Below are 25,540 nucleotides of genomic sequence, written 5' to 3' on the forward strand. Positions count from 1 at the left end.
GGTCCGTACGGTGCGCACAGGTGCGGCGCCGTCGTGGGTTGTGCCCACCCGTTCCGCCCCGCGGAACGCCTGCCCACAACCGGGTGGCGGGGGTTGAGGGTGGGCACCGCCCTGCGGAACGCCTGCCCACACCCCGCCGGGGCGGGGTTGCAGGCTGGCGCGCCGCCCCGCCGGCGGGTGGCCGCGACCCACGGGCCGGGTGAAGGAAGGGGGATCCGGCCTGCGGAAGGGACCGATCGTGGCCCTAGCCCCCCGGCCGTACCAGGAGGTTCCGTGGGGCTCGGGTGATCACGCCCGTGCGTTCGGGGCGGAAGCCCTCCGCCAGGCGGAGGCGGGGCATCGCGTGGAACAGTGCCCGTAGGGCGTATTCCGCTTCCAGGCCCGCGAGGAGGACCGCGGGGCAGGTGCCTCTGCCGTAGGTGAGTTGGTCGGGGTCGTCGCGCATCGGGTCGTAGCGGTCGGGGTCGCGGAAGCGCTCCGGGTCGCGGCTCGCGGCCCCGATCAGCAGGGCCACAGGCTCCCCCGCCGGAATCGTGCCGCCGCTCACCCGTACCTCCGCGCCGGTGCGCCGGACGGCGATCTGCACGGGCGGGTCGCGGCGCAGCGACTCCGTCCAGGCGCGGGCGATCTGCCCGGCCGGGGCGTCCAGGAGTGCCATCGCGTGCTCCCGGTCGACGAGCACGTTGGCGAGAAAGTTGGCGAGTGCCTTCTCCCGTACCGCGATCTGGCCCGTGCACTGACCGGCGAGCGCGGAGGCGGCACGGCCTCGGACCAGGCGCATCATGTCCCGGTACGGCACTCCCACGGCGGCGGCGACGGTGCCGGAGGGCAGCCAGTGGCAGAAGTCCGCGACCAGATCGGCCTGGCGACGTTCGGCGATGCGGCGGGCGAGGACGAAGGCGGTGCGGGCGGTGACGCTCCGGAGCTCGCCCTCGTCGACGTCGACGTGGCTCTGCGCACACGGTGGGTCGCCGGGCCGGTGGCCGTGCGTGAAGCGGGCGTCGGTGAGTGCACTGGCGACATCTGCGTACCGGCTGAGCACCCAGGCCCGCAGCAGCGGGTCGTAGGTGAGCGGGAACTCCTCCCGCAGCACCCGGTGGACGCGGTGCGGGTCCCGGCCGGCCCCGGGGTCGAGGGGGCTGGGCGCGACGGTTCGGCTCGGCGACCGCTCGGCGACGAAGGGCGCGTCCGCCCGGACGCGCGCGGCCCCGGGGCCGTTCGCCCATACGCGCGGGACCTGCGCGGGCTCCATGCGCGGCACGGCCGCCCAGCCGTCCGGCCGTATGCCCGAGTTCGACTCGTCGTTCATCGTGCCCCCTGTCGGAACACCTGATCGGAACACCGTGAGTGCGTCTCCCCACCCCACCATCGGGCGGGAGCCGGCGCAGCCCGCATACCGCCGAACGGGTGATGGTGACGCGCGTCGACGTGCGCGACAGCGCCCCCGGAACGACTCTCGGACGCCGCCGCCCTGACCGGCTGGGCACGCGGCGTGACGACCGACCGGCCGGGGGGCGTTCAGGCATCCGGCCGGTCGGGACGGGGCCGGACGTCAGGGCGTTCGGAACGGGTTCAGACGACCGGCCGGTCAAGGCAGGTCCGGACAGCCGGGCGTTCAGAACCGGTTCCGACATCCGGCCGGTCAGTACAACTCCAGACAGCCGGGCGCTCAGAACCGGTTCCGACATCCGGCGAGTCGGTACGACTCCAGACAGCCGGGCGTTCGGGCCGGTGTCAGACACCCGGCCCGAACCGCCGGACGCCGGACGCCCGGCCGGTCGGTCCCCTTCTCAGGCCTGCACCGGCGCCGTCGGTACCACCGGCGCCTGCACGCGCGCCGGGCGGGCGGCCGTCGCCGGGCGTCGCGGCCACCAGACGCGCTCGCCCAGAAGGGCCATCGCCGACGGAAGGATGATCGCGCGCAGCACGATCGCGTCGAAGAGGACGGCGACCGTCAGACCCACCGCGATCTGCTTCATCTCGATGCGGTCGATGAACAGGAAGCTGACGAAGACCGACACCATGATCACCGCGGCGCTCGTCACCACACTCGCCGAACCGGCGATCCCGTCCACCACCGCCCGCCGCGTCGGCACCCCGCGCCCCACGGCCTCCCGGATCCGGCTGACCACGAAGATCTGATAGTCCGTGGAGAGCCCCACGAGGATCGCGAGCACCAGCAGGGGCGTACGGGAGCCGACGAAGCCCAGCGACTCGAAGCCGAGCAACCCCTCCGCCCAGGTCCCCTGGAAGACCAGCGTGAGCACACCCCAAGCCACCAGCACCGACGCCAGGTTGAGCAGCGTGCCGAGCACCGCCATCACGACCGAGCGGAACGCTGCGTACATGATCGCCAGGGTGGCGAGGGCGACGAAGAGAATCACCCAGGGCAGCCGCTCCCGCTGATGCGCCGCGTAGTCCGCGCCGGCCGCGATCTCGCCGGACACGGCCCACTGCAGCCCCGGCACTCCCTCGACGGCCGCCGGCAGCAGCTGCCCGCGCACCTTCTCCAGGGAGCGGCCCGCCTCGGGCGAGTTCGCGGCGTACGGGACGGGCAGGGCCAGCAGCGCCGTGCGCCCGTCCTCGGCCGTCCGCACCACCGGCGCCCGGTCCTGCGCGAAGAGCGCGTCGCCGCGTGTGGACGCGGCCAGCTTCCGCAGCGGCGCGGCCGGGTCCTCGCCGCGTACGAGGACGAGATGCGCGGGCCCCTCGGAGGGGAAGGCCGTCACGAGCCGGTCGTAAGCGGCGACGGCCGGGATGCTGTCCGGGAAGGTCTCCTTGCCCTCGGTGCCGAGCTTCATGCCCAGCGCGGGCGCGGCGAGCGCGACGGTGGCGACGAGACCGGCGATCAGAGCGACCAGCGGGCGACGTACGACGGGCCGCAACAGCCTGGCCCACATGCGCCCCTCGCCACCCTCGCCGCCCGCGCGACCCGCGCCGCCCGTGCGGCGGCGCCGGGCGAGCCGACGGCCGTCCATCCGGTGGCCGAGCTTGGCCAGCAGGGCGGGCAGCACGGTGAGCGAGCCGCCGACGGCCACCAGCGTGACGAGGATCGCCCCGGTGGCGATCGAGGAGAAGATCACGTCGCCGACGAGGTACAGAGCGGCGAGGGAGAGGGCGACGGCGAGACCGGAGTCGACGACGGCCCGTCCCGAGGTCGCGGCGGCCAGTTCGACGGCCCGGGCGTGGGAGATCGTGCCGCCGGAGCGCTCCCGCTCCTCCCGGGCACGTTTGAGGTAGAAGAGCGAGTAGTCGACGCCGACGGCCATGCCCATCATGAAGATCACGCTGAGCGCCGCGCCGCCTGCGTCCGGGAAGACCCAGGAGGCGAGCCCGTACAGGCCGACCGAGCCCGCGAAGGCGAAGACGGCGAGCAGGACGGGGATGCCGGCGGCGAGGACCGCGCCGAAGACGACGAAGAGGATCAGGAAGGTGACCGGGAGACTGATCATCTCGGTCCGCTGGAGGTCCCGGCCCTGTTTGTCGTTGACGGCGACGGAGATGGAGGCGCTGCCCGTCTGCTCGATCCGCAGGCCCGGGTGCGCCTGCTGGACGGCGGCGGTCTGTGCGAGGAGCGCGTCGACGTCCTTCTTCGCGGTCTCCCGGTCCCCGCGCAGGGTGACGGCGATCCGCAGGGCGGCGCCGTCGCGGGTGGCGACCGGCTCGCCGACCGACTCGACGGCGGGCAGGCCGTCCATCCGGCGGCGGATCTCGCCCGCGGCGGCCGCGGGTTCCTCCCCGGCGGTCCGGGCCGTGCGCTCGATCAGCACCTGCTCGACGGGCGGCGGGGTCAGCCCACTGCCGGAGGCCATGGCCTCGGCCCGTCCGGCCTCGCCGATCCAGAAGTCGGCGAACGAGCCCTTGTTCGTGCCGACCGCCGCCCCCGCGCCGATGCACAGCGCGAGGAGGAGCACCCAGCCGGAGATGGCCTTCCACGGGTGCGTGGCACACCACTGCGCCGTTCGGACGGTGACCGGGACTCTGCCCTGGGGCTGCTGACCTGTTGCTCTCATGCCGTCAGCCTCCCGTCGGAGGCGTCACCGGGTCACTGGTGGACTCCGGTGTCCCGATGGGGGGTTACCCCCACCCGTACGGGAAATCCCCTACGTCGCACGACTGTTGAGTGCTGCCAGGCGTCTGCCTTCAGTGGTACCGGGCCGCCTGTCTCAGCGGTACTGGGCCGCCGCCCTCCGAGCGGTACTGGACCGCCGGCTCTCAGCGGGTACCAGGCCCCGCCGCTCAGCGGACCGACAGCCGGAACGACATCTGCCCGAACGCCACCATGTCGCCCGCCCGCACGGCCACGGCGCCCGTGACGCGGCGGCCGTTGACGCTCGTGCCGTTGGTCGAGCCGAGGTCGCGCAGGACCCACATACCGCCCTGCAGGGAGAGTTCGGCGTGCAGCCTGGAGACCGTCTCGTGGCTCAGCCGCAGTCCGTTCACCGGGTCGCGGCCGATCCTCAGCGGGTACGGCCCCGGTTCGGGCAGCAGCAGCTTCGGCAGCCGCTCGGCGTGCCAGGCGCGGCCGAGCTTGGCCGTGAACGCGGACATCTTCTCGACCGCGCCCACCACCCGCCGTGTCCAGCCGGACTCGGTCTGCAGATCGGCGGTGAGCAGGGCCAGTTCGTCCGGTCGGCGCGCGACGAGGGCGCGCTCCATCCGGAACAGGAAGGTGTCGTGCGAGAGCCGGCCCTGCGCGGCACCCTCACGGAGCAGCACCAGCGCACGGTCCCGCTCTGCGTCGGTGAGCCGCGCGGGGTGCGTGGAGAACTCGAAAGGCGTCGTCACACCGTGATTGTCGGTCCGAGGGGGCTGACGTGTCCAGAACGGGGCTCGTCACAGGACTGTCCGGGTGTGAGCGGCCTCGCGGACCCCGCGATTCCGCCTACCGGCTCGCGAGATCTCGGAGCGCCCGTTCGGATGCCGAGCCCGGTTCGGGGGCGGGGAGGTCGAGGCCTCGGCACGAGGGTGCGCTGGGCAGGGAGACGCGCTCACCGTGCAGGGTCGGTTCGCCCCGGGCGGGCGAGGCCGTGCGGGCGGGCGGGCAAGGCCACGCTCCCGAGCGGCAACTGGCGCCGGGAAAAGGCCCGGCCGTCGTCACCAAGATCGCTGATACGGTCTGCCCACTCGACTCCCCGGGGGATATGACGTGACCGCGTCCTCGACCAGCACAGCCGACGGCCTGATACTGCGCCCGCTCTCCGGGCCCGAGGAGCTGGATCTGTTCTGCCGGCTCAGCTACGTCCTCGACCACGAACTCGAGGACGACCTCGCCACCGGTCGCCGCACGCCCGCGTGGATGTGGGTCGCCCTGCGCGGCGACCGCGTGCTGGCCAGGCTCTCCTGGTGGACGAAGAAGGAGGGCGGCGAGCCGCTCCTCCTCGACTTCTTCGACCTCGACCCCGGGCTTCCCGAGCAGGAGCGCGCCGAGGTCGGCCTGCGGCTCCTGGAGACGGCGACCGCCGCGGTCGTACCGGCGGGCACGGCCCGCCCCGAGTTCAACCGGTTCATGCCGCCGGACTGGCGTGAAGTACCGGAGACCCGCGCCGGGCTGGAGACGCTCTTCGGCGTCCTGGAGGCCTCCGGGGCCCGCCCGCTGGTCGAGCGGCTGCGCCTGGAATGGCGCCCCGGCACCCCTCTGCCGGAGCCGAAGGGCCGTCTGGAGTTCCGCCCGGTGCGCGATCGCGAGGACCTCGTCGCGCTGATGACCCCGGTCATGGAGGGCACGCTCGACGCGCACGGCCAGGCCGACCTCGGATCCGGCATGTCGACCCGCGAGGCGGCGGAGCAGCACTACGACGACGAGTTCGCGCACTACACCTCGCCCCGGGAGTGGTGGCAGGTCGCGCAGCTGCCGGAGACCGGCGAGCCGGTCGGTTTCGTCGTGCCCGCGCGGAACAACTACAACCACACCATCGCCTACATCGGTGTGCTCCCCACACACCGCGGCAAGGGCCACATCGACGACATCCTCGCCGAGGGCACCCGCATCCTGGCCGGTCAGGACGTGCCCCGCATCCGTGCCGCGACCGACCTGGGCAACGTACCAATGGCGAAGGCCTTCGCCCGCGCGGGCTATGTGAACTTCGAGCGGCAGATCGACTTCGTGTGGGACACGCCGGGCGCGGCCCGGTCCTGACTGCCAGGATGGACGCCGTAGTCGCTGTCGCTGTTGCCGTGGCGTGCCGTCCGTCGACGAGGGGATCCGACCGGTGCTGTTCGAGGTGTGGGCCCCGCAGGCCCGTGACCGGGTGACGCTGGAGCTGAACGGCGCCGGGCAGCCCCTGGAGCGGGACGCCGAGCGGGCCGGCTGGTGGATCGGGGTCGCGGCGGCCGAGGACGGCGACCGTTACGGCTTCTCCCTGGACGGCGGCCCGGTCCTGCCCGACCCCCGGTCCCGCCGCCAGCCGGACGGACCGGACGGGCTCAGCGCGGTCGTCGACCACTCCGCGTACGTCTGGTTCAACGAGTCGCCGCGGTTGCGGCTGCGCGCCGCGGTCCTGTACGAGCTGCACATCGGTACCTTCACCCCCGACGGGACCCTGGACGCGGCCGCCGAACGGCTCGGGGAGCTGGCGGGGCTCGGCATCACCCATGTGGAGCTGATGCCGCTCTGTCCTTTCCCCGGGGTTCGCGGCTGGGGGTACGACGGCGTCGCGCCGTGGGCGGTCCACGAGCCGTACGGCGGGCCGACGGCGCTGAAGCGGTTCGTCGACACGGCGCACGGCCTCGGGATGGGGGTGGTCCTGGACGTCGTCCACAACCATCTCGGCCCGTCGGGGAACCATCTGCCGTCCTTCGGCCCGTACTTCACCGACACGCACCACACGCCGTGGGGCGCGGCGGTGAACCTGGACGCGGCGGGCTCGGACGAGGTCCGCGCGTATCTGCGGGACAGCGCGCTCGCCTGGCTCCAGGACTACCGGATCGACGGACTCCGGCTGGACGCCGTGCACGCCCTGGTGGACCACCGGGCGCTGACGTTCCTGGAGGAGCTGTCGGAGGCGGTGGACGAGCTGGCGCGGGAGCAGGGCCGCCAGCACTTCCTGATCGCCGAGTCCGACCTCGCCGATCCTCGGACGACGACCCCGCGCGTCTCGGGCGGTCTCGGCATCCACGCCCAGTGGAACGACGACTTCCACCACGCTCTGCACACCACGCTGACCGGTGAGTCCCAGGGCTACTACGCCGACTTCGCGCGCGCCCCGCTGGCCGCGCTCGCCAAGACGCTGACCCACGTCTTCTTCCACGACGGTACGTACTCGAGCTTCCGGGGCCGCCGCCACGGACGGCCGGTGGACCGGGTCCGTACCCCCGCCCACCGCTTCCTGGGGTACGCCCAGACGCACGACCAGATCGGGAACCGGGCGCTGGGCGACCGGCTCTCCACGACCCTCTCCCCCGGCCTGCTCGCCTGCGCCGCGACGCTCGTCCTGACCGGACCCTCGGTCCCGATGCTGTTCATGGGCGAGGAGTGGGGCGCGAAGACGCCCTGGCAGTACTTCACCGACCACACGGACCCGGAGCTGGCGGAGGCGGTACGGCGGGGCAGGCGGCGGGAGTTCGCGGAGCACGGCTGGGCGGAGGAGGACATCCCCGATCCCCAGGAGCCCGCGACCCGGGACCGCTCCGTCCTGGACCGTTCGGAGCGCGAACGCGCCCCGCACAACCGGCTCCTCGCCTGGCACCGCGAGCTGATCGCGCTGCGCCGTACCCTGCCGGACCTCACCGACCCGGACCTGGCCGCGGTCCGGGTCGCGTACGACGAGGAGGCCCGCTGGCTGGCGTTCCGTCGCGGGGTGCTGCGGATCGCGGTCAACCTGGGCAAGGAACCGGTGGAGATCCCGCTCGGCACGAACGGCCGCGACCACGTCCTCGCCGCCTGGGAGCCGGTCGACGCCCCGGGCTCGGACGGCCTGCTGCGGCTGCCGGCGGAGTGCGCGGTGGTCCTGACGGACGGGTGAGCCGGGGCGGATGGTGAGCCCGGGCGGATGGTGACCCGGGCCGGGCGGTGAGCCGGGCAGGTCGCGAGCCGGGGCGGATGGCGAGCCGGGGACGATGGAGCGCCGGGGCGGATGGCGAGCCGGGGCCGATGGTGCGCCGGGCGAGGCGGAGTCCTGAGCCGATTGGATCATGATCCGGCCTGTCTGCGGCACGAGCCCGCCGTCCCGTGGTGGGCTGTTGCCGGTGGGGGGCGTCCGGTACGTCGACCTCCTCTCGGGGACTCGCACATGACCACGCTCGTCACCATCGCCGCCATGGCCGTCGCGCTCGCCGTCGGTCTGATCGCCAATCGGGTGCGGAGCAGGCGCACCGCGGACGAGCAGGAGGACGCCGAAGCGTCCGTCGGCGATCTCATCAGCCCGCTGGAGACCCTCGCCGTGCTGCTCGTCGCGTTCGTCATCGTCGTCGCGGCCGAGTCGTTCGGCGCTGCCGGCGCCGCCGTCGCGACGGAGGCGCGACGGGTCGACCAGCTCTACGAAGTGGCCGACTACGCGCCCGAACCGCAGCGCCAGCGGCTGCAGGCCGCCTCGGTCTGTTACGCGCGGGCGATCCAGACCCACGAGTGGCCGGCGATGGAGAACGGCGGCGAGGCCTCGCCCCGCGCCTCCCAGTGGTCCACCGAATTCCGCAGGTCGTTCAAGGAGCTCGCCCACCGGGACGACGCCACCTTCGACGTACTGGTCCAGGCCGACGACGAGCGCTCCACGGCCCGGCACACCCGGCTCGGGGAGGCGACACCCGCGATCCCCACCGTCGTCTACTGGTTCATGGTCGTGTCGCTCGCCGCGACGGTCGGCGCCTTCGCCTTCGGCCTGCCCCGCAGACGGGGCCCCGCGCACCTTCTCCTGTTGTCGACCCTCGCGGTCCTGTTCACCGGCTCCCTGCTGCTGATCGAGGACATCGACCGGCCCTTCGACGGCCAGATCCGGATCACGGGCGACGCGATGCGGGGGACGGCACAGGACATCTCCGAGGACTTCGCCGAGGACCACCCGGGGGCGGCGCTCCCCTGCGACGAGAGCGGTACGCGCACGACCTGATCACTCCACGATCGCCATCTCGTGCGGCGTGTTGTTGAAGCGGCGGCCGCCGCCGGCACCGGCCCGGCCGTCCTCCGTCGCCGTGACGATGTCCTCGATGCGGACGCCGAAGCGGCCCGGGAGATAGACGCCGGGCTCGATCGAGAAGCACATGCCCGGCACGATCGGCCGCTCCTCGCCCTCGATCATGTACGGGGGTTCATGGGTGGTGACACCGATGCCGTGGCCGGTGCGGTGGATGAAGTACTCGCCGTAGCCCGCGTCCGTGATCACCTTGCGGGCCGCCCGGTCGACGTCCTGGCAGGCCACGCCGGGCCGGACGGACTCGAAGCCGGCCTGCTGGGCCTCCCGCACCAGGTCGTGGACGCGCTGCTCCTCGGCCGTCGGCTCGCCGACATGGACGGTACGGGTGGTGTCGGAGCCGTAACCGTGCTTGAGGCCGCCGAAGTCGAGGACGACCATGTCGCCGCGCTGGATGAGCCGGTCCCCCGCCTCGTGGTGCGGGTTCGCGCCGTTGGGGCCGGAGCCGACGACGGTGAAGTCGACCTGGGAGTGGCCGAACCGCATGAGCAGCGCGGCGAGGTCGGCCGCGACCTCGGTCTCCCGCCGGCCCGCGAACCGGACCTTCAGGATCTCGCCGTACGCCTGGTCGGCGGCGGCGCCCGCGGCCGCGATCCGCTCCAGTTCGTGCGCGTCCTTGACCGCCCGCAGCATCGGCAGGGCCTCGGTCAGGGAGACGTACGAGGTGCCGGGCAGCTCCTTCTGCAGCCCGAGGAGGTGCATCGCCCAGGCGTTGTCGCTGACGCCGAAGCGTCCTTCGACGTCGAGGAGGGGTGCGGTGACCGTGTACGGGTCCTTGCCGTCGGTCCAGTCCCGCAGCGTGAGCGCGGCGGCGCCCGGGGCCTTCTCCGCGTCCGGGGCCTCCAGGGTGGGTACGACGAGGACCGGGTCCCGGCCGGGCGCGACGACGAGGACGGTGAGCCGCTCGGTGATCGCGGTCGGCCGATAGCCGGTCAGATAGACCAGGTCCGGGCCGGGCGCGACCAGGACTCCGGCGAGTCCGGCGTCGGCCGCCGACGCGGCGGCGCGCTCCATCCGGGCGCGGTAGTCCTCGGCGGTGAAAGGGGCGGGCGTACGGGACTCGGGCGTACTCGACATGGAGTCATCCTGCCCGCCGGGCCCCCGGGACGCGACCGCTCAGCGCCGGTCCGGTCCGGGCCCCTGGGCGATGAGGCGTTCGAGCAGCTCGTGGAACTCCTCGCCGACGACGATCCGCAGCTCCCCGCCGTCCTCGTCATGGTCGCTGAGCTGGGTGAGCGTGCCGCCGCGCCACCAGAAGACGTACGGGCTGATGGCACCGGGGGTGTCCTCGTAGCCGGAGGCGGCGAACGAGGCCATGGCACCGAGGGCGGGCACGATCGTGGTGTCGCGGATCGGGTGGAAGGCGAGTTGGTGGCGGAACGGCATCGCCACCAGGGCCCCGTGCTCGCCGAGCGGCTGCCCGGTGACGCGCCGTACGACCGTGTCCAGGTCCAGGACGCGGCTCGCGGTGTAGAAGGAGTCGCCGAGGATCACCTCGAAGCACATGCCGTCGGCGTCGCGTACCGTCTCGTGGCCCTCGACGGGCAGCCCGCGCAGGTTGGCGAGCGCCCGGTCGCGCAACCGGTCGACGTCGCCCAGCGGTTCGATGGCCTCGTCGGTGAGCATCATGACGCTCTCCGGCAGGTCGAGGGCGAGGATCTCGTACAGTCCGGGCGCGACGCTCCGTGCGTAGCCGAAGGTCCCCGGGTCGATGCCGTCGCCGCTGACCACACGGGGATAGAGCTGGGCGCGGATCTGCTCGGGCGGGAGGGTGTCGAGCGCGGAGGGGCCGTCCATGGTGCGCAGCACGAGGCCGACATGGCGGCGGATGAGCGCGGGCCAGGCGCGCGGTCCACGCCGGTCGTTGTGGCAGACGGCGGCGAGGTTGCCGAGGCCGAACTTGCGGCCGTCGGCGTCGCGCACCAGGTCGGCGTAGAGGGTGACTTCGAGGCCGAGTTCGGCGAAGGCCTCGCGGACCCGACTGCGGAAGAGAGCGGCCTCGCGCTGGGAGAAGTACGAGAACTCGGGGTCCCTGGGTGCGTCGTCACCGTCGCGCTTGGGTCCTCGCCGGAACAACCCCACGTCCGCCCGCCTTCCGTCGCCTGGGGAACAGCCTAGGGGGTGTCGAGTGGATCAGGTGGGGAGTCGCCAAGTCGACTCCGCGACCAGGAGGGCTGCCAACTCGGCGGCCGGGGGGCCGGGTTCGACGCCGGTGTGGAGGAGTTCGGTGCGGTGCACGAGGCGGGGCGCGCTCAGTGGTACGGCGACGGCGCCGGCGATCGCTCCGGCGAGGGAGACGGGCAGCAGCGTCAGGCCGTGGCCCGCGGCGGCCAGCGCGACGAGGGTGCGGGTGTCGGCGCCTTCGTAGTGCAGGGCGGTGCGGAAGCCGTGGCCGGCGGGGCCGCCGTGCGCGGCGCGCAGCCCGTCGAGCGGGATACCGGCGTCGGGGGCGTCCAGCCAGCGTGCGTCGACGAGGTCCGAGAGACGCAGTCCGGGGCGGCCGGCGAGCGGATGACCGGTGGGCAGGACCACGGCGAGCGGTTCCTCGGAGACACGCACGGCGGTGAGCGGGGCGACGTCGGGGAGCCGCAACGGGTCGCTGGGCGAGGCGAGTCCGTCGACCAGACCGAGATCGGCGGCTCCGGTGGCGACGGCGGCCGGCACCTCGTCGCGGGGCAGGGTGCGCAGGGTGACACCGGAGGCGGGGAGTGCGTCGAGCGTCCGGGGGTGCAGGGCGAGGGGGGCGACGGCGAGGGTCAGCGTCTCGCGTGGCGCGGCGGCGAAGCGGGCGAGGTCGGCGCGGGCGGCGTCGAGCCGGAGGAGGAGGGACCCGGCGTGTTCGAGCAGGCGCTCGCCCGCGGGGGTGGGGACGACGGGGCGGCGGCCGAGCAGCGGCATGCCGAGGTCGTTCTCCAGGGCGGCGATGTGCTGCGAGACGGCGGACTGGGTGTAGCCGAGGTCGCGGGCGGCCTCGGAGAAGGAGGCGAGCCGGACGACGGTGACGTACGTACGCAGGAGGTGCGGATCCATGGTCATAAGTTTTCACGATGGAGAGTGCAGGAATCATCGTTGGACGTGAACATGGGCGGGCGAGCAGCATGGCCGGCATGACGAAGACATCCCGTATCGCCCTGGTCGGCGACCGTTCCCCGCATGTGAAGTCCCATGTCCGCATCCCTCTGTTGCTGGAGGCGCTGGCCGAGCGCGACGGCCTCGTGCTCGACGCGTACTGGATCCCGACCGGGGATGCGGAGGCGCCCGGCGCGGTGAAGGGTTTCGACGCGGTGTGGGTGCTGCCGGGGAGTCCGTACGTGAGCGAGGCGGGCGCGCTGGCGGCGATCCGCACGGCGCGGGAGGACGGGATTCCGTTCCTCGGCACGTGCGGCGGCTTCCAGCACGCGCTGCTCGAGTTCGCCCGTGACGTCTGCGGACTGAGCGGCGCCGCGCACGCCGAGAACGACCCGGCGGCGGTAGGCGACGACCTGCTGATCGCGCCGCTCGCCTGCTCCCTGGTCGGCCATGAGGGGGCGGTGCGGGTGACGCCGGGCTCGCTCGCGGAGTCGGTGCTCGGCGCCGAGCGGACGACGGAGCGGTACCACTGCAACTACGGCCCGGACGGGCGCCGTCTGGACACCTTGCGGGCCCACGGCCTGCGCTTCACGGGCGAGGACGACGAGGGCCAGGTCCGGATCGCGGAGCTGCCGGGCCACCCGTTCTTCCTGGCGACGCTGTTCCAGCCGGAACTGGCGGGCGACGGCTCGCGCCCGCACCCGATCGTCCGGGCGCTGGCGCGGGCGGCGACGGAGCGGGCACGGCAGGGCGGCGCCGTCCTGTGAGCGGGCCCCGGACCTCAGGGGCCGGACCTCAGGGGCTCGGACGGCGCCCTCACACGTGCGGACCGCGCCCGCCTAGACGGCGTCGCGGCCGAGTTCGTGGCGGTCGACGGCTTCGCGTACGGCGTCGACGAAGCCGTTCCAGAAATGGGCCTCGTCGGCGGACCCCTTACCCGCGGTCGCCCTGCGGTCGACGGCACTGCCGAAGGTGCCGAACATCGCCTTGCGCAGCTCGGTGGAGATCTCCAGCTGGGCGCCGGCCCCGCTGCTCGTGCGGTTGACGATGTTCGCCGGGTCGTCGCCGTTCAGCGGGGAGTTGACGCCCGCGACGACCACCTGCACGTCAAGCCGGGGATCGCTGTTCCCGGTGGTGATCCCGTGTGCGGCGAAGGCGGATGCCAGGTTGCGCATCAGCCGCTGGTCGCGGCCGCCGATGAGGATCTGCTTGGCCGGGCCCGTCTCGGGGGCGAAGCCGTGCAGGGAGACGGCGAACAGGTTGCCGCCGCAGACGGCCAGGGCGGCCGGGTCGTCGCAGTGGGTCGAGGTGACGTGCAGGTCGCTGGAGGAGGCCAGCCCCTCGAACATCCAGTAGTCGCGCTGCGGCACTCCGGGCACGGCCGCGGGGGCGGTTCCGGCGCCGGTGAGCGTGTAGCCGGCGATGGCGAGGCACAGCTCGCTGGTGCCCGCCTCGATGCCGCCGCCGTGCGGCGCGATGACCGCCGTGCTGCGGACGGGCTCGCTCGTTCCGCTCGCGTTGTCGAGCAGTTCCGCCGGGGTGCCGCGACGGAAGCGGCGCATCCAGTGGACGCCCTCCTGGTAGGTGCCGCTGCTGTACAGCGCCGTGTTCGAGGGGAACTCGGTGGCGGAGGTGGCCGCGGCGGCCGTACTGCCGTTCCCCGCGAGGTCGTTGAGCAGGGGGAGACCGGCGGCCGCGGCCGCCATGGAGGTCAGGATGGTGCGGCGACTGGTGGTGTTCATGCGGCGATCATGTCCGATGGGCGGGGGACGGCTCCCGAGGGGGTCAGTTCATGCGTACGACGAGGTGGGCGCGGTGCCGGCCGCGGGCGACGAGCCGGGCGTTGGACTCGTCGGAGTCCTGGACCCAGCGCTCGGCGTGGGCGCGGTCCTTGCCGAAGCGGACATGGCGTTCGACGAGCCGGGGCACGCGGCGGCGGTCGTCGAGCTCCAGGTACCAGGCCTCGTCGAGGAGCGGCAGGACGGTGGCCCAGGGGCCCTCGTCGTGGAGCAGGTAGTTGCCCTCGGTGACCACGAGCGGGACGTCGGGGGCGACCGGTATCGCGCCGGCGACGGGCTCCTCCAGGGCCCGGTCGAAGGCGGGGGCGTAGACGGTGGTGCCGGGCTCGGGGGCCCGCAGGCGGGCGAGGAGCGCGGTGTACCCGGCGGCGTCGAAGGTGTCGGGCGCGCCCTTGCGCTGCTCGCGCCCGAGCCGCTCCAGCTCCCGTCGGGCGAGATGGAAGCCGTCCATCGGCACGAGGGCGGCGAGCCCGTCGAGCCGGGCGACGAGCCGGGCCGCGAGCGTGGACTTCCCGGCTCCCGGGGCCCCGGCCAGCCCCAGGATCCGCCGCCGGCCGGGAACGGCGAGCAGCCGGGCGCGGGCGGTGAGCTCGGTGAGCGACTGGGCGTCCATGGGGTGCATTCTCGCACCGTGTGGCGCCTCCGAAGTCATACGTATAACCTTGGCGTATGTCCTCCATCGCTCTCGTCACCCTCGTCGTCCGTGACTACGACGAGGCCATCGCCTTCTACACCGACGCCCTCGGCTTCGACCTCGTCGAGGACACGGATCGCGGCGACGGCTCCCGCTGGGTCGTCGTCCGCCCCGCGGGCGGCCCCGCCGGTACGGGCCTGCTGCTCGCCCGCGCGAAGGGCCCCGCCCAGGAGTCCGCCGTCGGCGCCCAGACGGGCGGCCGCGTCGGCTTCTTCCTCCACACGGACGACTTCGCCCGCGACCACGCCCGGATGACCGCGGCCGGCGTCCGCTTCCTGGAGGCCCCCCGCCACGAGCCGTACGGCTCGGTCGCGGTCTTCGAGGACCTCTACGGCAACCGCTGGGACCTGCTGCAACCGGCGTCCTGAACCGGGCACGGGCGGCCGCACCGTCCGCGCGGACCGGTTCCACCGCCTGCTCCGGACGGCGCCGTGGCTTACGGTCGGGGCTTCGACAGCACGTCGGACCGGGCGAAGGAGGCGCCTGACACTCCTGGCGCCCGCGCTCTGACGACGTTCGAATGCGCCGCCCCGGAGAACCTCCGGGGCGGCGCACTCATCGCCCGCGGCGATCAGCGCCTGGACCACCACGACCGGTCGGCCTGGGCCGATCGGATGTCGGTCACGTTCGCGAGGCCGCCCCGGTCCAACGGCCGGCTGTGGGGCTCCACCCGCTTCAGGTGGGCCCGCCAGGGGCCGTCCGCCATCTCCAGCTGCACGAGGACCGGGCCCTCGGGCAGCGGTACGGTCTCGCGCCGCTTGCCGATCTCGTTGACCACGTTCTCGTCCGAGGGCAGGCACGTGTGGTCGTCGTGCCCCGCCAGCTCGAAGAGGTTGACGATGAGGTTGTCGTCGCCGCGGTAGTGGATGGCGAGGTCGGCCGTGCCCGCGGTGTGCAGCAGGACGTCGGGGCCCCGGCGCTCCACCTGCTCCTCCGTCAGACGCGTCGCCGCCGCCAGTGGCAGCACCTGGAGCTGCCAGGGGCCCTCCGCCTTCAACCGCAGCCGCAGCCGACCGTTTTCGGGCACCTGGGTGAGTACGCGGCCCTGGAAGTCCTCTTCGGTGCTGTTGACGAGGGTGTCCCCCTCCTTGTTGAACCCGGTGAGCGGCCACAGCCCGGTGTAGCCGTCGCCCCGGACGGCCAGATCGACCACGACCGGCCCCGGCGGGAGCCCCTCCACGGTGATCACGTCGTTGTCCCGACCGGTCTGCGTGTACGGCTCGAAGTCCGCGCCGAAGGTCCAGGCCCTCGTTTCCGCTGCCGGAGGAGCCGGTACGGGATGCGGCGGAAGCGGCTCGGACACCGGCGCCTGGGCGGCCGGGACCTGGAACGGAACCGAGGCCGGGTACGGAGCCGGGGCGGGCGCAGGCGGCGCAGGGGGCTGGAACGGCACCGCAGCGGGCGCCGCCGGAGCCGGAGGCTGGAACGGCACCGGCGCGGGCGCTGCCGCGGCGGGAGGCTGGTACGGCACCGGCGCCGGTGCGGGCGCCGCCGGGATCGGGACCTGGAACGGCAGCGGGGCAGGCGCCGGTGGGACCGGAGCACTCTGCGCCACGTCCACCCCGTGGTCCGTCACCAAACCTGCGAGGCCGTTCAGGTAACCCTGGCCCACCGCGCGGAACTTCCAGCCCCCGGCCCGCCGGTAGAGCTCCGCGAGGACCATCGCGGTCTCACCACCCGCGTCGGTCACGTCGTACCGCGCGACCGACGTGCCGTCCTGCGCGAAGGCCTCCACGGACAGCCCGTGCACGTCCCGCATCGCACCGCTCTCCATCGACCCGACCACGAGGACGCGGACGACCTCCTCCTCGACCGCGGTGAGACCCGTCTCCAGCCACGACGTGCCGTTCTCCTCCCCGAGCAGCCGTACAGCGCCCGACGGATGGACCGGAGCGCCGTGGAACACGATGTCCCCGTCCCCCCGGACCCGACCCGTCTCCGTCAGGAGCAGCGCCGCGACATCCACCCCGTTCCGTACCGCGATCCGCAGCGGCACCGTCGGAACGAAGGCATTGCCTCCCTTGATCATTTCCCCTCCCCGAAATCGATCACTCATGGATCTTCCGATCACGCAGGCCCGTGGGACAAGGCCGTCGTACCGCCTTGTTAGGGTGACGCGAGCGACGAGAGGCGGGGGCCATGACGATCGACGCCCACTTGAAGGTGGCCGAGGACGATCTCACTCGGCTGGCCGACGACTTGGACGAGATGCAGCGTCATCTCGACGGTCAGGTACGGCGGATGGACGGCATCGTCGACCGTATCGAAGCCGGCTGGAAGGGCGATACGGGGAAGGCGTACCGCGCCCTGCACCGGGGTGCGGCCGAGGATGCCGTGCGCATCCGGGAGATCCTCGTCGTCCTCGAGGAAGCCGTGCGGATGAGCCGCGACGGATTCACCGAGCAGGAGCTCGAAACCCTGCGGCGTCTCCAGCGCATGGAGAGTTCGGTGGACGTGGCGCTCGAGGCCGAGCAGCTCCAGTCGCCCACCCCGGCCCCGGCGCCGCGCAGCAGTATTCTCGACATCTGAGCGGGGGCTCCCATGTCCGATGACCACATAGGCGTCGACTTCGGCACACTCCGAGATCTGGCCTCGGAGCTGGAGGACATTCTCAAGCAACTCAACATCAAGCTCGAAGCCCTGTACGCACGGACCGAGAAGGTCGTGCTGAGCTGGGACGGCGAGGCCCGCGAGGCGTTCATCGACGAACTCGACCGCTGGGACCGCCAGATGCAGGACCTCCAGGCCGCCCAGCGCTGGCTGCACGAGGTGGTGACGACCGGTCAGGCGAACTACGGTGCCGCCCACCGGGCCGTCCTCCACGGCTGGGGGGCCGCCTGATGGGCACACCTCCCGCACCCGCCCAGAACGGCGGGTTCGACGTCACGCTCCGGCAGTTGAACGAGGTGGCGGGCACCGTGGTCATCCAGCAGGGTCTGCTGGACAAGGCCGCGAAGGACTTCATCTACGAGCTCGTGGAGTACATGGACTGCGGCGGTTACGGAGCCTCCGCCGAGGCCGTCTCCACCGCCTACGTCAAGGTGGGCAACAAGTTCCTCGACACCTGGGCACGGGCCGTCGCCGGCGTCGGGGGTGTCGCGACCGGTTTCGTCACCACCGCCAACAACTACTCCCGGGCCGAGGCCGCCAGCCACCCCTCGGGCTCCGGCCAGCCTGTGCAGTTCCCGCTGCCGAAGGTCATCGACAAGCCCCCGACGTATCAGCGGATCGTCGACCTGAAGTGGGGTGACATGGATGACTACAGCAGCGGTTTCATCTCCTGGGTCCTGGAGGGGGTACCGGACTTCGCTCTGGACATCCTGCGCACCCTGCTGAACAAGGTGTACCGGTTCGGCGAGGTCGCCGACATCCTCCCGCTCCCGGACCACCTCGAGATCGACAAGATCGCGCTCGCCTGGCTGGAGCCCGGCTTCACCCTCCACCGGGTGGAGCCGGCGCTGTCGGGATCCATCGGCTCCATCTCCGACCCGAACAACGGCGAGTGGCAGGCGGCCATGCGCCAGTTCACCAGTTCGCTGTGGGGCACCACGGCGTGGGGAACCTCGACGGCCGGATACGAGTGGAAGCACGACACGGCCGGAGGACAGGGCACCGGCAGCCATCCGGTGCTGAGCGTCCTGTTCGACACGACCCAGGAAGTCAGCCAGGCCATGCGGGCCTTCGCCGAGGCCGCCTCGACGATGCGCTCCGAAGTGTGGCGGATCTACAAGAAGGCCGTGTGGGACGCGCTGCCCCACATCAAGGACGGCCTCGGCATGGACGATCTCAAGAAGATCGGCAAGGGCCTGCTGTCCATGGGCAGGAGCCTGGGCATCGGCATCTCGCTGGAGATCGACACCGCCGCGCTGAACCGTGCGGTGTCGAAGTACGAGGGCGAACTGCTCGGCGTGGAGGCGCGGCTCAACAAGCTGCTGCCCGCCCTCGAGGAGGCGTACCGCGCCGTCCCCACGTACCAGTCCGAGCAGGCCCGGGCCCAGGCGTTCGGCGCGCGCTCGCTCAACGACTTCAAGCCGGTGCACCGCTACGCCGTGCCGGGGCAGGACCCCGACGACATCTATTACCCGATGGACCTGGCGAGTCAGGAGGGTCTGTACGACAGCCATCCCATCGACAAGCACGTGGGCCTGACCGACGACCAGCTGAGAATGCGGCTGCGTGACCAGTCGGGGGCGCCGGCGGCCTCGTCCTTCACCGACCTCGCCTCGGCCCAGCGCTATACGCAGGCGGTCATCAGCAACGACGCCAACGAGAACCGCATCGCGGACTGGATCGACAGCACCCAGAAGAAAATCCAGAACAACCCGAACTACGACCCGAACAAATCAGAGATTCAGCCGCCGCTCTATCTTGAATTCCCCGGGGAGACCGTCGGACGCAGCGTCTCGCGCGACGACTACACTAACGACGGCATGAACGCCAAGGCCGAGGACAAGAGCTGGGCCCAGGTGCGGTTGATCTACAAGAAGGATCTCGATCCGCCGTTCATCGTGCTCACCGCCATGCCGCACAAGGGACCGTGAGAGAGGTACGAGACATGCAGTCACCCCCTGTGTCACTGTTCTCGGACGGTCCGGCGCTCCGCCTTCTCGACCTCGCCGTCGCCGCGCAGGAGTCGGGCGGGAAGCTCTCCCTGGACGACGAGGTCAGACGGTACGTCCGCGTGGTCACGCAGGACTGGATCGCGAACTGGAACTGCCCTGTGTACACGGCGTGCGGCGTGCTGGAGCTCGCCGCCGACTCGGTCGACCGAGCGGGTACGCTCGAACCCTTTCCGCCCGCATTCCGGGAGAAGGCCGCGCGGGCGGCCGGGGACATGGATCCCGCCGAGTATCTGCGCACACTGGCCGAACTGGTCCGCATTCTGCACCGCGAAGGCGTTCCGGAATACGAAGAACTCCCGATGGCCGGCTGGGAATTCCTGCAGACCTTTCCCCATCTGTTCGGATTCGACGCCATTCTCATGGACGAGGGCGGCCCGTTCGCGGACAGCGTCCTGTCTTTCCTGACCGGTGAGCATCCTTACTGCCATCAGCGGGCCGCCGCCTTCACGACGGAGGCCCAGCGGGCCCTCGCCCTCTTTCCCGGCGAGGACGCGCTCCGGGCACGCCTGTCCTGGGCCACCCGCGACCGGCTCCGCGAGCTCATCGACACCATCGACGACCACATGCAACGAGAGCACTCATGACCGCCGACACCGTCCGCCGGAACCGCGCCGCGACCTATCCCGACCGGGAGACCGCCCAATGGGCCACCCAGCAGGTGGTCACCCGTAACGAGCAGGTGATCCACCGCTGGCTGGCGCAGTCGACACGGCAGCGGCTCACGATCGAGGCGTCCTGGCCCTCGCGTCCCGAGCCGGTCGGGCGCGTGCTGCTGGACGCGATGATGCTGGCCGGACGGGACGCCGTGGAGGTGCGGGCCGCCCGGGTCACGCTGAAGCGGAGCGACGCGAGTCCGCACGGTTTCACCGTGCACACCACCTTCCCGATCTACCTCTAGAGGCTTCCTGTGTCCCTCAAGCCACTCGAGCACGACCGAAAGTACGGCGAGCTGGATCAAGTCGTCCGTGCCCACCTGGGGTGCACCGCCGACAGCGAGGAAGCCCTGGAGGCCTACCTCCGGCACTGCTGGCGGACCCGGCCCTGGGCGATCGCGGCCGCCGAGCACCAACTGCGCGAGTACGCCCAGAACCCGCCGGGGCGGCTGCGGCTGCGGCTCGGCGAGTTCTATCCCGTACCGGACGTCGGACTGCCCGACACGGAGATCCAGGACTGGCTGCTGCGCCTGGCGGACCGGCTGCGGGAGAGCGTGGAGACGGGCATGGCTCCGCCGCCGAAGACTCCGCAGACCCACTGGGAGTGGCACGCGCGCTTCCCCGAGCTGGGGCAGTTCCTCGGGGGCTGGTTCTCCCAGGACATGCCCGACGAGTTCGGCGACCACGACGCCGCGGTCGAGGACTACCGCGACGGCACCGACCCCGGCCTGGTCGCCCAGCTCGCGGGCGAGCTGCACGACCTGCTCTCCCTGCCGCTCGACGAGTCGGACTACGCGGTCGCCGTCGCCGAACTGGGCATGGAGGTCGATCCCCCGGAACCGCTGGGCCCCGGGGCCTGGCTGGCCGAGCTCGCCGAGCGGCTGCGCTGAGGATCGGGGGCGCCGCGTGACCCCGCCGCGCGCACCGCACCCCACCGCACCGCATCATCCCCCTCACCGCCCACACCGCCCCGTACCGGACCGCCCCGGTGCGGGGCGGTCCGGCTGAACTCCCCCTCTTCCCCTTCTCCGGAACGAGCGCACGCCACCATGGCCTTCACCCGACATCTGCGGTCCGCCGCGCCCCCCACCGCCGTTGCGGCCGGCTTTCTCGCCATGCTCATCGGCGTCACCAGCTCCGTGGCCGTCGTGTTCACCGCCGCCAAGGCAGCGGGGGCCACCTCCGCGCAGCTCACCTCATGGGTCTTCGCGCTGGGCATAGGTATGGGCATCACCTGTATCGCCCTCTCCCTGCGCTACCGCGCGCCGATCGTGACGGCCTGGTCGACTCCGGGTGCCGCTCTGCTCGCCACCGGGCTGCAGGGGGTGACGATGGCGCAGGCCGTCGGGGCGTTCCTGCTCTCCGGAGTGCTGATCGTCATCAGTGGGGTCACCGGGTGGTTCGAGCGGATCATGAACCGGATTCCGGTCCCGCTCGCCTCCGCGCTGCTCGCCGGGGTGCTCCTCCAGTTCGGCACCGAGCTGTTCACACAGATGGAGCGGAACGGACTGATCGCCGTCCCCATGTTCCTGGCGTACCTCGTGGGCCGGCGCTGGTTCCCCCGGTACGCGGTCGTCGTCGCGCTCGTCGCCGGGATCGCCGCGACCGCGTGGCAGGGGGCCTGGAAGCTGGACGGCTTCGAGCTCGCGTTGGCCGAACCGTCCTTCGTACGCCCCGAGTTCAGCTGGCAGGTGCTCGTCGGTGTCGGTCTGCCGCTCTTCGCGGTGACGATGGCCTCGCAGAACCTGCCGGGGGTGACCGTCCTGCGCAACGCCGGCTATTCGACGCCGATCTCGCCCCTCCTCACCTGGACGGGTGCGGTCAACACCGTCCTCGCGCCCTTCGGTTGCTTCGGCCTGAACCTGGCCGCGATCACGGCGGCGATCTGCAGCGGCGAGGCCGCCCACCCCGACCCGCGCAAGCGCTGGGTCGCGGGTGTCTGGGCGGGTGTCTTCTATCTGCTGGTCGGCCTCTTCGGCGGAACGGTCGGCTGGCTCCTCACCGCGATGCCGCCGGCGCTGGTCCTGGGCATCGCGGGCATCGGTCTCCTCGGCACCATCGGCAGCTCGCTCACCTCGGCGCTGCTGGACGACCGCCTCCGCGAGCCGGCCGTGGTGACGCTGCTCGCCACCGCGTCCGGCCTCACGCTCTTCGGTATCGGTTCGACGTTCTGGGGTCTGCTGGCGGGCGTCCTGACACTCGCGGTGGGTGACCTCGCCCGCCGCAGGTCCGGGAAGCAGGCGGACCAGGAGCCGCGCCCCGCCGCCCCCGAGGAGGTGAAGAGCCACTGAGCCTCAGAGCGACCGCGCCAGCTCCGCGGCCCGAGCGAGGTGCTCGTCCCTGAGGGTGGCCCACTCCTCCTCCCCGTGGCTTGCCGACCCACCCAGGACGACGAAGTCGCTCGTCTTCGCCCGCGCGCCGATCCGGTCGGTGAGCATGACGGTCCTCATCGCCTCGTGGCACCCCGAGGCGTCGAGCTCGGCGACGGTGTACCCGGCCGTGCACAGCACCAGTGCCTTCCGCGCGACCACGACCCCGGCCGGCTTGTACGCGAACCCGACCGTCCACACCCGGTCGAACCAGCCCTTGAGCCGCGCGGGACAGTCGGCCCACCACACCGGATAGACGAACACCCACACGTCGGCGTCGGCGAGGCGGGCGTGCTCGGCGGCGACGTCGTCGGGAACGGCCGCGTCGGCACGGCGCCCGGACTCGCGCTCGTACTCGTCGCGCGTGAGCTCCGATCGGAACCCCATCGCGTCGAGGTCCGAAACGGTGTACGTGTGCCCGCCCTCGACGAGCCCACCCATGAACGCGTGGAGCACATCACGCGTGAAGCTCCGCTCACCCGGGTGCGCGTAGACGACATGGACGTGGGTCACGATCTCTCCCCCTCCGCCTGATTCCAGGCGTCCAGGATCTCGCGCGGGACGCGTCCGCGGTCGGGTACCTCGTAACCGTTGGCGCGCGCCCACTCGCGCACGACCCGGGTGCTGACGGATCGTCCGGTCAGCTCAAGGGGACCCGGAGGCCAGGGCCCGCCGGTCCCGGGCGTGGACGGCGTGAAGGTCGCGCCGTGGTCGAGGAGGCCCCGGGGGAACAGAGGGACGGTGGTGCGGCCGCCGAGGAAGGCGGCGAGGAAGTCCGTCAGGGTTCCTGGGTGGGTGTACCAGCCGCGCCCACGGGCTTCGTTGACGGCAACGTGCCAGGCGTCCGGGTCGGTGGCGGGTTCAGTGATCCAGAAGAGGTGCTCGCCGTTGTCGGTGACTCCGATGGCGAAGAGGTTCCGCGGGTCGTACCGAACCAGGCGGGCGTCCCGGGCTCGGATGTCTTCGAGCAGACGACGGAGCGTGGCGGGCATGGGTCCGGTGAGGGCAACCCATTGCGTTGCCCCGAGAGGGTGGTAGACGTGGAGGAACCGGCAGAACGCGCCGGGACCGTAGGTGTCGGCAAGGTTCTTGTAGTCGCGGGGCAGCCGTATCCCCAGGGTGTTCTCGATCTCGTCCCAGTCCGAGGGCGGTGGTGCGGCGGCCGGTGGCGGGCTGAGCCGGGTGAGGTCGTCGAAGCCGGTCACAGGGTCCCGTCCGTATCGGTCTCGTTCTGGGGGGGCGGTCGCCGGCGGCTCCCGCCGCCATGCGAACGTGCCCCCGGTCGACCGTGGTCGACCAGGGGCACTCGGGAGCCGTGTCCGGCTACGCGTCCGACTGCGGCGTCAGCCGCAGCGAGATCGAGTTAATGCAGTAGCGCTGGTCCGTCGGCGTCGGGTAGCCCTCGCCCTCGAAGACATGGCCCAGGTGCGAGCCGCAGCGCGCGCAGCGCACCTCGGTGCGGAGCATGCCGTGCGAGCGGTCCTCGATCAGTTCGACGGCCGCACTGTCCTTCGGGTCGTAGAAGGACGGCCAGCCGCAGTGCGACTCGAACTTCTCGGTCGAGGTGAAGAGCTCGGCGTTGCAGGCCCGACAGGAGTAGACGCCCTTGGTCGTGGTGTCGGTGTACTCACCCCGGAACGCGGGCTCGGTGCCCGCCTGGCGCAGTACCTGGTACTCCGCCGGGGTCAGCTCCGCACGCCACTGCTCGTCCGGCTTCTCGACGTCGTACGACATGAGCTCTCTCCCTCTACTTCGACAGGTGGGCGAGGATCCGCGGTCCGAGGTCCGTGACGTCGCCCGCGCCCATCGTGAGAACGAGATCACCGGGCTTGGCCATTCCCGCGATCACCTCCGGGACGGTCTCCTTGTCGTGCACGGCCGTCACGTCGGCGCCGGCGGCGCGGGCAGCCGTGATGATCAGCTCGCTGGTGATGCCGGGGATCGGGTCCTCGCGGGCCGGGTAGATGTCGAGGACCACGGAGGCGTCGGCGAGGGCCAGGGCGTCGCCCATCTCCTTGCCGAGCTCCTGGGTGCGGGAGAAGAGGTGGGGCTGGAAGACGACCAGGAGCCGCGAGGCTCCGGCCGCGCCGCGCATCGCCTCCAGGTCGGCGGTCATCTCCGTGGGGTGGTGCGCGTACGAGTCGATGACCTGGACGCCCGCCGCCTCGCCCTTCAGCTGGAGGCGCCGGCCGACACCGGTGTACGCGGTGAGGGCCTGGGCCAGCTCGGCGGGGTCGATGCCGACGCGGGCGCCGGCGGCGAGGGCCGCGGCGGCGTTGTGGGCGTAGTGGCGGCCGGGGACGGAGACGGTGAAGGTGTGCTCGACGCCGTCGAGGACGACCACGACCTCGCTGGTCATGCCGTTCGGCACGATCGAGCGGATCCACACGTCGGAGGGCTCGGCCTCTCCGACGGTGACGATGGCCAGTCCCTCACGGTGCGCGACCCGGGCGGCCAGCTCGCGGGCGCCGGAGTGCTCGCCGACGACCAGGGTGCCGCCGGGGCGGATCTTGGCGGCGAACGCCTCGAAGGACTCGTAGATCTCGTCCATCGACGCGTAGTTCGCGTGGTGGTCCAGCTCCACGTTGAGGACGATCGCGACCTCGGGGTCGTACTTCTGGAAGCTGCGGTCGCTTTCGTCGGCCTCCGCGACGAAGACCTCCCCCGCGCCGTGGCGGGCGTTGGTGCCGGGGCCCGCGAGGTCGCCGCCGATGGCGTACGAGGGGTCCAGGCCGAGCTCGGTGAGGGCGACGGCCAGCATGGAGGTGGTCGTGGTCTTGCCGTGCGTCCCTGCCACGGCGATCGCGCGCAGGCCGTCCATGAGGGAGGCGAGGGCGTCGGAGCGGTGGACGACCGGGATGTCGAGCTCGGCGGCGCGGGCCAGCTCGGGGTTGTCTGCGCGGATGGCGCTGGAGACGACGACGGCGGTGGCATCGTCGGCGAGGTGGGCGGCGGCGTGCCCGATGTGGACGGTGACGCCGAGGGCGCGCAGCGCTTCGGCGGTCGCGGACTCCTTCGCGTCGCTGCCGGCCACCTTCGCCCCGCGCTGGGCGAGGATCTTCGCGATGCCCGACATTCCGGCACCGCCGATGCCGATGAAGTGCGGCCGTTCCATGGCGGCAGGGATGGCGGGTGCCATGCGGATCTCTCCCCGGGGTGCGACGTACAGGAGGGCCCCAGCCTAGTGGCTCGCCCGGACGGCCCCGGGC

25 protein-coding genes are annotated in these 25,540 nt (G+C 72.1%); 12 read left to right on the top strand and 13 right to left on the bottom strand.

The window, feature by feature from the left end; genetic code table 11:
• Positions 1 to 244 precede the first annotated feature (244 nt).
• The 3 genes from ACFC0D_RS33150 to ACFC0D_RS33160 form a co-directional block, all read right to left on the bottom strand.
• Positions 245 to 1,309, bottom strand: coding sequence for a cytochrome P450 (locus tag ACFC0D_RS33150; protein ID WP_376444160.1), 1,065 nt, complete (start codon positions 1,307 to 1,309; stop codon positions 245 to 247).
• 481 nt (positions 1,310 to 1,790) lie between these two features.
• Positions 1,791 to 4,013, bottom strand: a complete 2,223-nt coding sequence (locus ACFC0D_RS33155) for an MMPL family transporter (protein WP_376444161.1) — start codon at positions 4,011 to 4,013, stop codon at positions 1,791 to 1,793.
• Between the two features lie 226 nt (positions 4,014 to 4,239).
• The gene (locus ACFC0D_RS33160) at positions 4,240 to 4,788 is read right to left on the bottom strand and encodes an FHA domain-containing protein (RefSeq protein WP_376444164.1); all 549 of its coding nucleotides are present in this window, start codon (positions 4,786 to 4,788) and stop codon (positions 4,240 to 4,242) included.
• Between the two features lie 361 nt (positions 4,789 to 5,149).
• On the opposite strand from ACFC0D_RS33160, the gene ACFC0D_RS33165 reads away from it, so the two are divergent.
• The 3 genes from ACFC0D_RS33165 to ACFC0D_RS33175 all read left to right on the top strand — a co-directional run bounded on the left by ACFC0D_RS33165 (position 5,150) and on the right by ACFC0D_RS33175 (position 9,044).
• The gene (locus tag ACFC0D_RS33165; protein ID WP_376444167.1) at positions 5,150 to 6,139 is read left to right on the top strand and encodes a GNAT family N-acetyltransferase; all 990 of its coding nucleotides are present in this window, start codon (positions 5,150 to 5,152) and stop codon (positions 6,137 to 6,139) included.
• A gap of 73 nt (positions 6,140 to 6,212) precedes the next feature.
• Positions 6,213 to 7,964: a malto-oligosyltrehalose trehalohydrolase gene (gene treZ / locus ACFC0D_RS33170; protein WP_376444170.1), complete on the top strand. Its 1,752-nt coding sequence runs from the start codon at positions 6,213 to 6,215 to the stop codon at positions 7,962 to 7,964.
• Between the two features lie 267 nt (positions 7,965 to 8,231).
• Complete coding sequence (locus ACFC0D_RS33175) at positions 8,232 to 9,044, top strand: hypothetical protein (RefSeq protein ID WP_376444173.1); 813 nt, start codon at positions 8,232 to 8,234, stop codon at positions 9,042 to 9,044.
• On the opposite strand, the gene ACFC0D_RS33180 is transcribed toward ACFC0D_RS33175, so the two are convergent.
• Genes ACFC0D_RS33180 through ACFC0D_RS33190 form a run of 3 tightly spaced genes read right to left on the bottom strand, consistent with a single transcriptional unit; the run spans position 9,045 to position 12,155 of the window.
• Complete coding sequence (locus tag ACFC0D_RS33180; protein ID WP_376444176.1) at positions 9,045 to 10,202, bottom strand: aminopeptidase P family protein; 1,158 nt, start codon at positions 10,200 to 10,202, stop codon at positions 9,045 to 9,047.
• 39 nt (positions 10,203 to 10,241) lie between these two features.
• On the bottom strand, positions 10,242 to 11,207 hold the full coding sequence (locus ACFC0D_RS33185) for a hypothetical protein (RefSeq protein WP_376444179.1): 966 nt from the start codon (positions 11,205 to 11,207) through the stop codon (positions 10,242 to 10,244).
• A gap of 51 nt (positions 11,208 to 11,258) precedes the next feature.
• Positions 11,259 to 12,155 carry a LysR family transcriptional regulator gene (locus ACFC0D_RS33190; RefSeq protein WP_376444182.1) on the bottom strand — a complete coding sequence of 299 codons (897 nt, stop codon included), beginning with the start codon at positions 12,153 to 12,155 and terminating at the stop codon, positions 11,259 to 11,261.
• 77 nt (positions 12,156 to 12,232) lie between these two features.
• Between ACFC0D_RS33190 and ACFC0D_RS33195 the strand changes: the two genes are divergently transcribed.
• Positions 12,233 to 12,961 carry a hypothetical protein gene (locus ACFC0D_RS33195; protein ID WP_376444185.1) on the top strand — a complete coding sequence of 243 codons (729 nt, stop codon included), beginning with the start codon at positions 12,233 to 12,235 and terminating at the stop codon, positions 12,959 to 12,961.
• Between the two features lie 72 nt (positions 12,962 to 13,033).
• Here the strand turns inward: ACFC0D_RS33195 and ACFC0D_RS33200 are convergent, their stop codons facing one another.
• Positions 13,034 to 13,936 (bottom strand): poly-gamma-glutamate hydrolase family protein, encoded by a 903-nt coding sequence (locus ACFC0D_RS33200; RefSeq protein ID WP_376444188.1) that lies wholly within the window; start codon positions 13,934 to 13,936, stop codon positions 13,034 to 13,036.
• Between the two features lie 43 nt (positions 13,937 to 13,979).
• Positions 13,980 to 14,615, bottom strand: a complete 636-nt coding sequence (locus ACFC0D_RS33205) for a nucleoside/nucleotide kinase family protein (RefSeq protein ID WP_376444191.1) — start codon at positions 14,613 to 14,615, stop codon at positions 13,980 to 13,982.
• A 47-nt stretch (positions 14,616 to 14,662) separates the two neighbouring features.
• Between ACFC0D_RS33205 and ACFC0D_RS33210 the strand changes: the two genes are divergently transcribed.
• Entirely contained in the window at positions 14,663 to 15,055 is a 393-nt protein-coding gene (locus ACFC0D_RS33210; protein WP_376444194.1) for a VOC family protein, read from the top strand.
• Between the two features lie 203 nt (positions 15,056 to 15,258).
• Here the strand turns inward: ACFC0D_RS33210 and ACFC0D_RS33215 are convergent, their stop codons facing one another.
• Positions 15,259 to 16,716 (bottom strand): TerD family protein, encoded by a 1,458-nt coding sequence (locus ACFC0D_RS33215; protein WP_376444197.1) that lies wholly within the window; start codon positions 16,714 to 16,716, stop codon positions 15,259 to 15,261.
• 110 nt (positions 16,717 to 16,826) lie between these two features.
• Between ACFC0D_RS33215 and ACFC0D_RS33220 the strand changes: the two genes are divergently transcribed.
• From ACFC0D_RS33220 to ACFC0D_RS33250, 7 genes are all read left to right on the top strand, one after another.
• Positions 16,827 to 17,216, top strand: a complete 390-nt coding sequence (locus tag ACFC0D_RS33220; protein ID WP_376444200.1) for a WXG100 family type VII secretion target — start codon at positions 16,827 to 16,829, stop codon at positions 17,214 to 17,216.
• 12 nt (positions 17,217 to 17,228) lie between these two features.
• Positions 17,229 to 17,528 (top strand): WXG100 family type VII secretion target, encoded by a 300-nt coding sequence (locus ACFC0D_RS33225; RefSeq protein ID WP_376444202.1) that lies wholly within the window; start codon positions 17,229 to 17,231, stop codon positions 17,526 to 17,528.
• Positions 17,528 to 19,228 (top strand): RNase A-like domain-containing protein, encoded by a 1,701-nt coding sequence (locus tag ACFC0D_RS33230; protein WP_376444205.1) that lies wholly within the window; start codon positions 17,528 to 17,530, stop codon positions 19,226 to 19,228. Before ACFC0D_RS33225 ends, ACFC0D_RS33230 begins: the two co-directional genes overlap by 1 nt.
• Positions 19,229 to 19,242: 14 nt before the next feature.
• Entirely contained in the window at positions 19,243 to 19,893 is a 651-nt protein-coding gene (locus ACFC0D_RS33235; RefSeq protein WP_376444207.1) for a hypothetical protein, read from the top strand.
• Positions 19,890 to 20,207 (top strand): RNase A-like domain-containing protein, encoded by a 318-nt coding sequence (locus ACFC0D_RS33240; protein ID WP_376444209.1) that lies wholly within the window; start codon positions 19,890 to 19,892, stop codon positions 20,205 to 20,207. The genes ACFC0D_RS33235 and ACFC0D_RS33240 overlap by 4 nt, the downstream gene beginning before the upstream one ends.
• A 9-nt stretch (positions 20,208 to 20,216) precedes the next feature.
• The gene (locus tag ACFC0D_RS33245) at positions 20,217 to 20,852 is read left to right on the top strand and encodes a contact-dependent growth inhibition system immunity protein (protein ID WP_376444211.1); all 636 of its coding nucleotides are present in this window, start codon (positions 20,217 to 20,219) and stop codon (positions 20,850 to 20,852) included.
• A gap of 159 nt (positions 20,853 to 21,011) precedes the next feature.
• Positions 21,012 to 22,253 (top strand): benzoate/H(+) symporter BenE family transporter, encoded by a 1,242-nt coding sequence (locus tag ACFC0D_RS33250; RefSeq protein ID WP_376444214.1) that lies wholly within the window; start codon positions 21,012 to 21,014, stop codon positions 22,251 to 22,253.
• Between the two features lie 3 nt (positions 22,254 to 22,256).
• Here ACFC0D_RS33250 and ACFC0D_RS33255 read toward each other — a convergent pair whose 3' ends face one another.
• The 4 genes from ACFC0D_RS33255 to murC all read right to left on the bottom strand — a co-directional run bounded on the left by ACFC0D_RS33255 (position 22,257) and on the right by murC (position 25,470).
• A complete protein-coding gene (locus ACFC0D_RS33255) occupies positions 22,257 to 22,844 on the bottom strand; it encodes an NAD(P)H-dependent oxidoreductase (protein ID WP_376444216.1) in 588 nt (195 codons plus the stop codon).
• Positions 22,841 to 23,536, bottom strand: coding sequence for a histone-like nucleoid-structuring protein Lsr2 (locus ACFC0D_RS33260; RefSeq protein ID WP_376444219.1), 696 nt, complete (start codon positions 23,534 to 23,536; stop codon positions 22,841 to 22,843). The genes ACFC0D_RS33255 and ACFC0D_RS33260 overlap by 4 nt, the downstream gene beginning before the upstream one ends.
• A gap of 118 nt (positions 23,537 to 23,654) precedes the next feature.
• Positions 23,655 to 24,065, bottom strand: a complete 411-nt coding sequence (gene msrB / locus ACFC0D_RS33265; RefSeq protein WP_376444222.1) for a peptide-methionine (R)-S-oxide reductase MsrB — start codon at positions 24,063 to 24,065, stop codon at positions 23,655 to 23,657.
• A gap of 13 nt (positions 24,066 to 24,078) precedes the next feature.
• Complete coding sequence (murC, locus tag ACFC0D_RS33270; protein ID WP_376444224.1) at positions 24,079 to 25,470, bottom strand: UDP-N-acetylmuramate--L-alanine ligase; 1,392 nt, start codon at positions 25,468 to 25,470, stop codon at positions 24,079 to 24,081.
• Positions 25,471 to 25,540: the final 70 nt, after the last annotated feature.

The sequence above is a fragment of the Streptomyces sp. NPDC056222 genome (assembly GCF_042264065.1).
GTDB lineage: Bacteria > Actinomycetota > Actinomycetes > Streptomycetales > Streptomycetaceae > Streptomyces.